This window comes from Nocardiopsis sp. NPDC055824 (genome assembly GCF_053616335.1).
Genome location: NZ_JBSHDN010000283.1, coordinates 1 through 6,363 on the forward strand (window position 1 = coordinate 1; position 6,363 = coordinate 6,363).

Below are 6,363 nucleotides of genomic sequence, written 5' to 3' on the forward strand. Positions count from 1 at the left end.
GGGGCGGACCGGCCGGTCCGCCCCTTCCGCCGTTCCCGGGCCGGGTCAGGACTGGTTGTTGAGGTCCGTGGCGAGCATGGTCGCGCAGTGCTGCACGATGGGCGCGGCGCGCTCCACGAACTCCCAGCTGACGCGGGCCTCCGGACCGGAGACGGACACGGCCATGCCCGACGGGGCGCCCGCGACCGGGACCGCGACGCACCGCACCCCGATCTCCTGTTCGCCGTCGTCGATGGCGAACCCCTGGTCGCGGACCCTGTGCAGCTCGGTGACGAACCGCTCGGGCTCGGTGATGGTGCGGTCGGTGGCCGCGGGCATCCCGGTGCGGCGCACCGTGGCCAGGGCCTCCTCGTCGCTCAGCTGGGAGAGCAGGGCCTTGCCCACCCCGGCGGAGTGCGGCAGCACACGGCGGCCGACCTCCGTGAACATGCGCATGGCGTGCGGCGAGGGGACCTGCGCCACGTAGATGACCTTGTCGCCGTCCAGCATGGCCAGGTTCGCGGTCTCCCCGAGGTCCTCCACGAGCTGGGCCAGGTGCGGCCTGGCCCAGGTCCCGAGCATCTGGGAGGCCTTGTCGCCCAGGCCGATGAGCCGGGGGCCGAGCGCGTAGCGGCGGGAGGGGAGCTGGCGCACGTACCCGTTGCCCACCAGGGTGCGGATGATGCGGTGGATGGTCGGGAGCGGGAGGCCGGAGGACTCGGCCAGCTGGCTCAGCGAGGTCTCGCCGCCCGCCTCCGCCATGATCTCCAGCAGGGAGAAGGCGCGGTCGAGCGACTGCACACCACCGGAGCGTTCGCGTTTGCCCGCTTCGTCGGTGACTAGAGAGGTCTGTGGGACTGACAACGGACGCGCTCCCGTGGGCTGTGGCGTGGGTTCAGGCTCTTGCTTCTGCGATACGAAAAAGAGTTCTCGGCATCAGTGTCTTCTATAGCACGGGCGGAACCGGCTGTCCGGGTGTTCTGGGGCCGCTGTGATCCGGGCGGTCCGGACTTCCCCATGGTCTCTCTTGTTCTTCCGGATTGCAAAAGTTAGCATCCACGATAGGAAAAACATCGCTTCGGAGAGGACACACACGTGGAAGAGGACCGGTCCGAAAGCCGTCGCCCGGCGCCCGATCTCGCCCTGGACGTGCTCACCGCGGGGCTGAACGCGCGCCTCGCCGACGCGGACGCCAGGCTCGCCCTCGCCTACCCCGGCTCCTCCGGGGCCCGGCAGCCGGTGCACACCGTGTACGTCCCGGCGGACCGGGTGCGGCCCGGCCTCGCGGCCGAGTGGGGGAAGGACGCCGCGGCCTCGCTGGCCGAGTACGCGCCGACGGCCGCGGACCTGGCGGAGGCGACGGGGACCGACGTGGCCGCCGTGGCCGAGATCCTCCCCCGGCTGGGGGACAAGCTGGCCGCCGAGCCCGTCGAGGACCTGCGCGCCGACCTGGAGGACGGCTACGGGGACCGGGGCGACGAGGCCGAGGACGCCGACGTCGTGTCCGCGGCCCGTGCCCTCTCGGCCGACCTCGCCGCGGGGCAGGCCCCGCCCCACTTCGGCATCCGCATGAAGGGGATGGAGGCCGCCGGGCGGGCCCGAGGCGCCCGCAGTCTCGCCCTCTTCCTGGTCACGCTCATGGAGGAGAACGGGGGGCTTCCCGCCAACCTGGTCCTCACCCTGCCCAAGATCACCTCGGTGGAGCAGGTCGAGGCCATGGTGTGGCTCACCGACGAGCTGGAGGAGCGCCTCGGCCTGGAGGCCGGGAGGCTGCGCTTCGAGCTCCAGATCGAGACCCCCCAGTCGATCCTGCTCCCCGACGGGACCGCCGCGGTCGCCCGCATGATCCACGCCGGGCAGGGGCGGGTCAGCGCCCTCCACTACGGGACCTACGACTACAGCGCCGCGTGCGGGGTCACCGCCGCGTACCAGAGCATGGCGCACCCGGTCGCCGACCACGCCAAGGCCGTCATGCAGGTGGCGGCGGCCGGCACGGGCGTGTGGCTGTCGGACGGGTCCACCAACGTGCTGCCCGTCGGCTCCCCGGAGGAGGTGCGCTCCGCGTGGGGACTGCACGCCTCCCTGGTCCGCCGATCCCTGGAACGCGGGTTCTACCAGGGGTGGGACCTGCACCCGCACCAGCTCGTCACCCGCTACCTGGCCACCTACGCCTTCTACCGGGAGGCCTTCGCCCCCGCCGCCGCCCGCCTGCGCGCCTACCTCGGCGCCGTCGAGGGAGGGGTGCTGGACGAGCCGGCCACCGCCCAGGCCCTCGCCGCGGCCCTGGTCAGCGGGGTGCGCTGCGGGGCACTGGACGAGACCGAGGTGGCCGAGGCGTCCGGGGCCGACACCGCGACCCTGGTCGGACTGGCCACACGACGCGTCGGACAGGAGTAGGGACACATGACGCGACACGATCTCGCCGTACGCGCCCGCAGAGCCGTCACCCCCGAGGGGGAGCGGCCCGTCACCGTCGGGGTGCGCGACGGCCGCGTGGTGGACGTCCTCGTCGGGGACCGGGCGCCGCTGATCGCCCGCAGGGAGATCACCCTCGCCGAGGACGAGGTGCTCCTGCCCGGGCTGGTCGACACCCACGTGCACGTCAACGAACCGGGGCGCACCGAGTGGGAGGGGTTCGCCTCGGCCACCGGGGCCGCCGCCCTGGGCGGCGTCACGACCCTGCTCGACATGCCGCTGAACAGCGTGCCCCCCACCACCACCGTCGCGGGCCTGGACGCCAAGCGGGCCGCGGCCGAGGGCAAGCTCGCCGTGGACGTGGGCTTCTGGGGCGGGGCCGTTCCCGAGAACAGCCGCCCCGGGGACACGAAGGAGCTGACCGCGCTCTGGGAGAGGGGCGTCTTCGGCTTCAAGGCCTTCCTGTCCCCGTCCGGGGTGGACGAGTTCGGCCACCTCTCCCCGGAGGAGCTGCTGACGGCGGCGGAGGCCGTCGGGGAGTTCGGCGGCAGGATCATCGTGCACGCCGAGGACCCGGCCGTGCTGGAGACCGCCCCGCCGGCCTCCGGGCGCGACTACGCGGACTTCCTGGCGTCGCGCCCCGACACCGCCGAGCACGCGGCGATCGCCAGGGTGATCGAGGTGGCGCGGCGCACGGGCACCGGGGCGCACATCCTGCACCTGTCCAGCGCCTCGGCGCTCCCGCTGATCGCGCAGGCCCGGGCGGACGGTGTTCCGCTCACGGTGGAGACCTGCCCGCACTACCTCACCCTGGAGGCCGAGGCGGTGCCCGCCGGGGCCACCCAGTTCAAGTGCTGCCCGCCCATCCGGGACTCCGCCAACAGGGACCTCCTGTGGAGGGCGCTCCGGGACGGGCTGATCGACTGCGTGGTCAGCGACCACTCACCGAGCACCCCCGACCTGAAGGACCTGGACACCGGCGACTTCGGGACCGCCTGGGGAGGGGTCTCGGGGCTCCAGGTGGGCTTCGCCGCCGTGTGGACGGAGGCGCGCCGCCGCGGCGTGGACCTGGCGGACGTGGTGCGCTGGATGTCCTCGGGGCCCGCGCGGGTCGCCGGGGTGCGCAACAAGGGCGCGATCAGGGTGGGCCACGACGCCGACTTCGCGGTCGTCGCCCCCGAGGAGTCCTTCCGGGTGGACGTGCGCGCGCTCCGGCACCGCAACCCGGTGAGCCCCTACGACGGCGCCGACCTCGTGGGGCGCGTGCGGCGCACCGTCCTGCGCGGCGAGGACGTCGGCCCGTCCGGCGCGGCCGGGCGGATGCTGCTCCGGGACTGAGCCGGCCCCCGGGGCCGGCGGTCCGAGGGGGCCGCCCCCGTCCCTCCCCGTCCCGGGCCCCGGACGCCGGGTGCGCGGGTCCGTCCGACGGCCCGGCCGGGGCCGTGCGCGGCGGATGAGGAGGGCACGGGCCGGGCCGGCACGCCGAGGGGCGGGCACACGGTGGTGTGCCCGCCCCGGCGCGGCGGCCGTCCCGGCGGTCAGCCCAGGAGGGAGTCCCAGCGGCTGCCGAGGTCGGCGGCGCCGGCCTCGGTCAGCGAGCCGTAGACGTTCAGGCGGGCGATGCCGCCGTCGGGGAACACGTCGGTGCGCACGTGGGTGACCGTGACGGGGGAGTCCAGGACGAAGCGGTGGGCGCTGTCGGGCTGGAGCCGGGTCCGGCCCACGATCTCGAACCAGGCGTCGGGGGCGTCCGATCCGGCGTCCCGCCCCATGACCGTCACCCAGCCCGCGGAGTTGCCCTTGAGGTAGGCGGTGTCGATCTCCAGGGCGCGGACCGTGGCCTGGGCGGTGAGGCGGAAGCGCACCCAGTCGTGCCCGGTGTCGCGGCGGCGGCGGTTCTCCCAGCCGTCGTCCATCTTCTGCGAGCGCCCGGGGAGGATGATGTTGTTGGGCGAGGAGTAGAAGCGGTCCGAGGCGTCCTCGACCGTGCCGCCGTTGACCAGGGCCGCCAGGTCGAAGCCGCCCAGGGAGGCGAGCCAGGCGGGGTCGGCGACGGGTTCGCCGTACACGCGCAGGCGGGCGACCCCGCCGTCGGGGAACTGCTTGAGGCGCAGGTGGGTCCATCTGCGCTCCAGGGCCACCGCGAAGTCGTTGGCGGCGTGCCCGTGGACGGGCACGCGGGGCACGATCTCGGTCCACTCGGCGGCCAGGAGCTCGTCCGTGGTGGGGGTGCCGGTCAGGTGGGCGGCCTCGACGGAGACCTCGGTCGGGTGGTTGCCGCGGAAGTGCGCGGTGTCGACGACCAGCCCCCGGACGACCCCGGGGAGGCCGAGGCGGACCAGGGCCCAGTCGTGGTCGTCGGCGGCGGGGTGGGGGTGCTCGGCGCCGGCCCCGCGGCGGCGCCTGGTCTCCCAGCCGTCCATGACCTTGCCCTTGTGCCCGAACGCGTGCGGGTCGAACTGCGCCCGGTCGGGCTTGAGGAGGTTCTCGCGCTGGGCGAAGAACTCGTCGTTGGCGGCGACCACGCCGCCCCCCAGCCGGCGGTCGGCGAGGTCGACGAGGCCGGAGAAGTCGTGTTCGCCGTCCCGGTAGTCGGCGTAGGGGTCGCCGCCCGCGTAGGGCTGGGCGTTGTAGTCGCGCGGGTCGAAGGGGCGGCCTTGGCTCATGTCTCTCCCGGGTTGCGAGGTCGTCGGACGCTTCCCAGCGTCCCAGGACAAACCGGTAACTTCCAGCGAAAGTTTATGACCACACTGTTCAGTTGTACTGAACGGTGGAGCCGCCGAGCCCTCTGGCGGTGTCCGCCAGGGCGCGCAGCACCACGGCGATCCGCGGGTGCTCCCCGGCCCCTGAGCGCACCGCGGTCACCACGTGGCGGCGGGGCTGGTCGGAGTGCGGGACCCGCAGGCTGACCCCGGGGGTGTCGCCCGTCGCGGCGAGGCGGGGGATCAGCGCGACGCCCAGCCCCGCGGCGACCATGTCGAGGATGGCCCGCCAGTCGGAGGCGACGTGGGCCTGCTCCGGGACGAACCCCGCCTGGGCGCAGGCGGAGACGGTGATGTCCCGCCAGGGCCCGGACGCCCCGTAGATCCAGGGCTCCCCGGAGAGGTCGCCCAGGCGGAGGGCGCGGGCGGAGGCGAGGCGGTGGTGCGCCGGCAGGGCCACGTCCAGGGGGTCGGTGAGGAGTTCCCTCCGGTCGTAGCGGCCGTCGTGGGCGGTCGGCGCCTGCGCGGCCAGGGACAGGCCGACGTCGATCTCCCCCGCCGAGAGGAGGTCGTAGACCTCGGCGGCGTCGGCCTGGTGCACCTTCGTGGTGAGACCGGGGTACTCGCGGCGCAGGGCGTGGAGCGCCGGGACCACGAGGCTGGGGATGGCGGTCGCGAACGCGCCGACGCGGACGTGCCCGATCTCGCCGCGGACGAAGCCGTCCAGCTCGGCCTCGGCCCGTTCCAGCTGGGCCATCACGATGTCGGTGTGCCGGAGCAGCACGTGGGCCGCGTCGGTGAGGCGGACCCGCCTCCCGTGCGCCTCCAGCAGCGCCACCCCCACCTGGTGCGAGAGGGAGGAGAGCTGCTGGGAGACGGCGGACGGCGTCATGCGCAGCGCCTCCGCGGTCGCCCGGACTGTCCCGAACTCCTCCAGGGCGCGGAGGACGCGGAGTTTGCGGAGGTCCCAGTCGGTCACCCCACAGGAATACCATTCAGCGCTCCTGAACGGAACGCGCGGTTCTGTGCGCAACGTGGGCCGGGACACGGCCCCGTGGCGGAGCCGGCGTCCCGCGGGCCGGGACGCCCGTGCCCCGGACGCCCCGTCGCGGGCGCGGCCCTCCCCGGGCCCGGCCGGGGCGGGGGCCGGGCCCGGGGCTGCTGCTGACGCAGGGCATCGCGGGCCAGCTCGCCGCCACCGAGGGCACCATCACCGCCGAGGGCGACAACCAGGTCATCTGGGTCAAGGCCGCCGGTGAGCTGCTGA

The 6,363-nt window shown here is 74.4% G+C and carries 5 protein-coding genes; 2 read left to right on the forward strand and 3 right to left on the reverse strand.

The features are described from left to right. Positions 1-45 precede the first annotated feature (45 nt). A complete protein-coding gene (locus ACWGL3_RS30170) occupies positions 46-780 on the reverse strand; it encodes an IclR family transcriptional regulator (RefSeq protein ID WP_267945977.1) in 735 nt (244 codons plus the stop codon). A gap of 294 nt (positions 781-1,074) precedes the next feature. Here ACWGL3_RS30170 and ACWGL3_RS30175 point away from each other — a divergent pair, with 294 nt between their 5' ends. Together ACWGL3_RS30175 and allB are read left to right on the forward strand one after the other, a co-directional pair. After that, positions 1,075-2,376: a DUF6986 family protein gene (locus tag ACWGL3_RS30175; protein ID WP_452462079.1), complete on the forward strand. Its 1,302-nt coding sequence runs from the start codon at positions 1,075-1,077 to the stop codon at positions 2,374-2,376. Positions 2,377-2,382: 6 nt separating this feature from the next. Beyond that, positions 2,383-3,732, forward strand: a complete 1,350-nt coding sequence (gene allB, locus ACWGL3_RS30180) for an allantoinase AllB (RefSeq protein ID WP_267945975.1) — start codon at positions 2,383-2,385, stop codon at positions 3,730-3,732. 200 nt (positions 3,733-3,932) lie between these two features. Here the strand turns inward: allB and alc are convergent, their stop codons facing one another. Beyond that, a complete protein-coding gene (gene alc / locus ACWGL3_RS30185) occupies positions 3,933-5,060 on the reverse strand; it encodes an allantoicase (RefSeq protein WP_452462080.1) in 1,128 nt (375 codons plus the stop codon). Between the two features lie 88 nt (positions 5,061-5,148). Then, positions 5,149-6,075: a LysR family transcriptional regulator gene (locus tag ACWGL3_RS30190; protein ID WP_452462081.1), complete on the reverse strand. Its 927-nt coding sequence runs from the start codon at positions 6,073-6,075 to the stop codon at positions 5,149-5,151. Between the last annotated feature and the right edge of the window lie 288 nt (positions 6,076-6,363).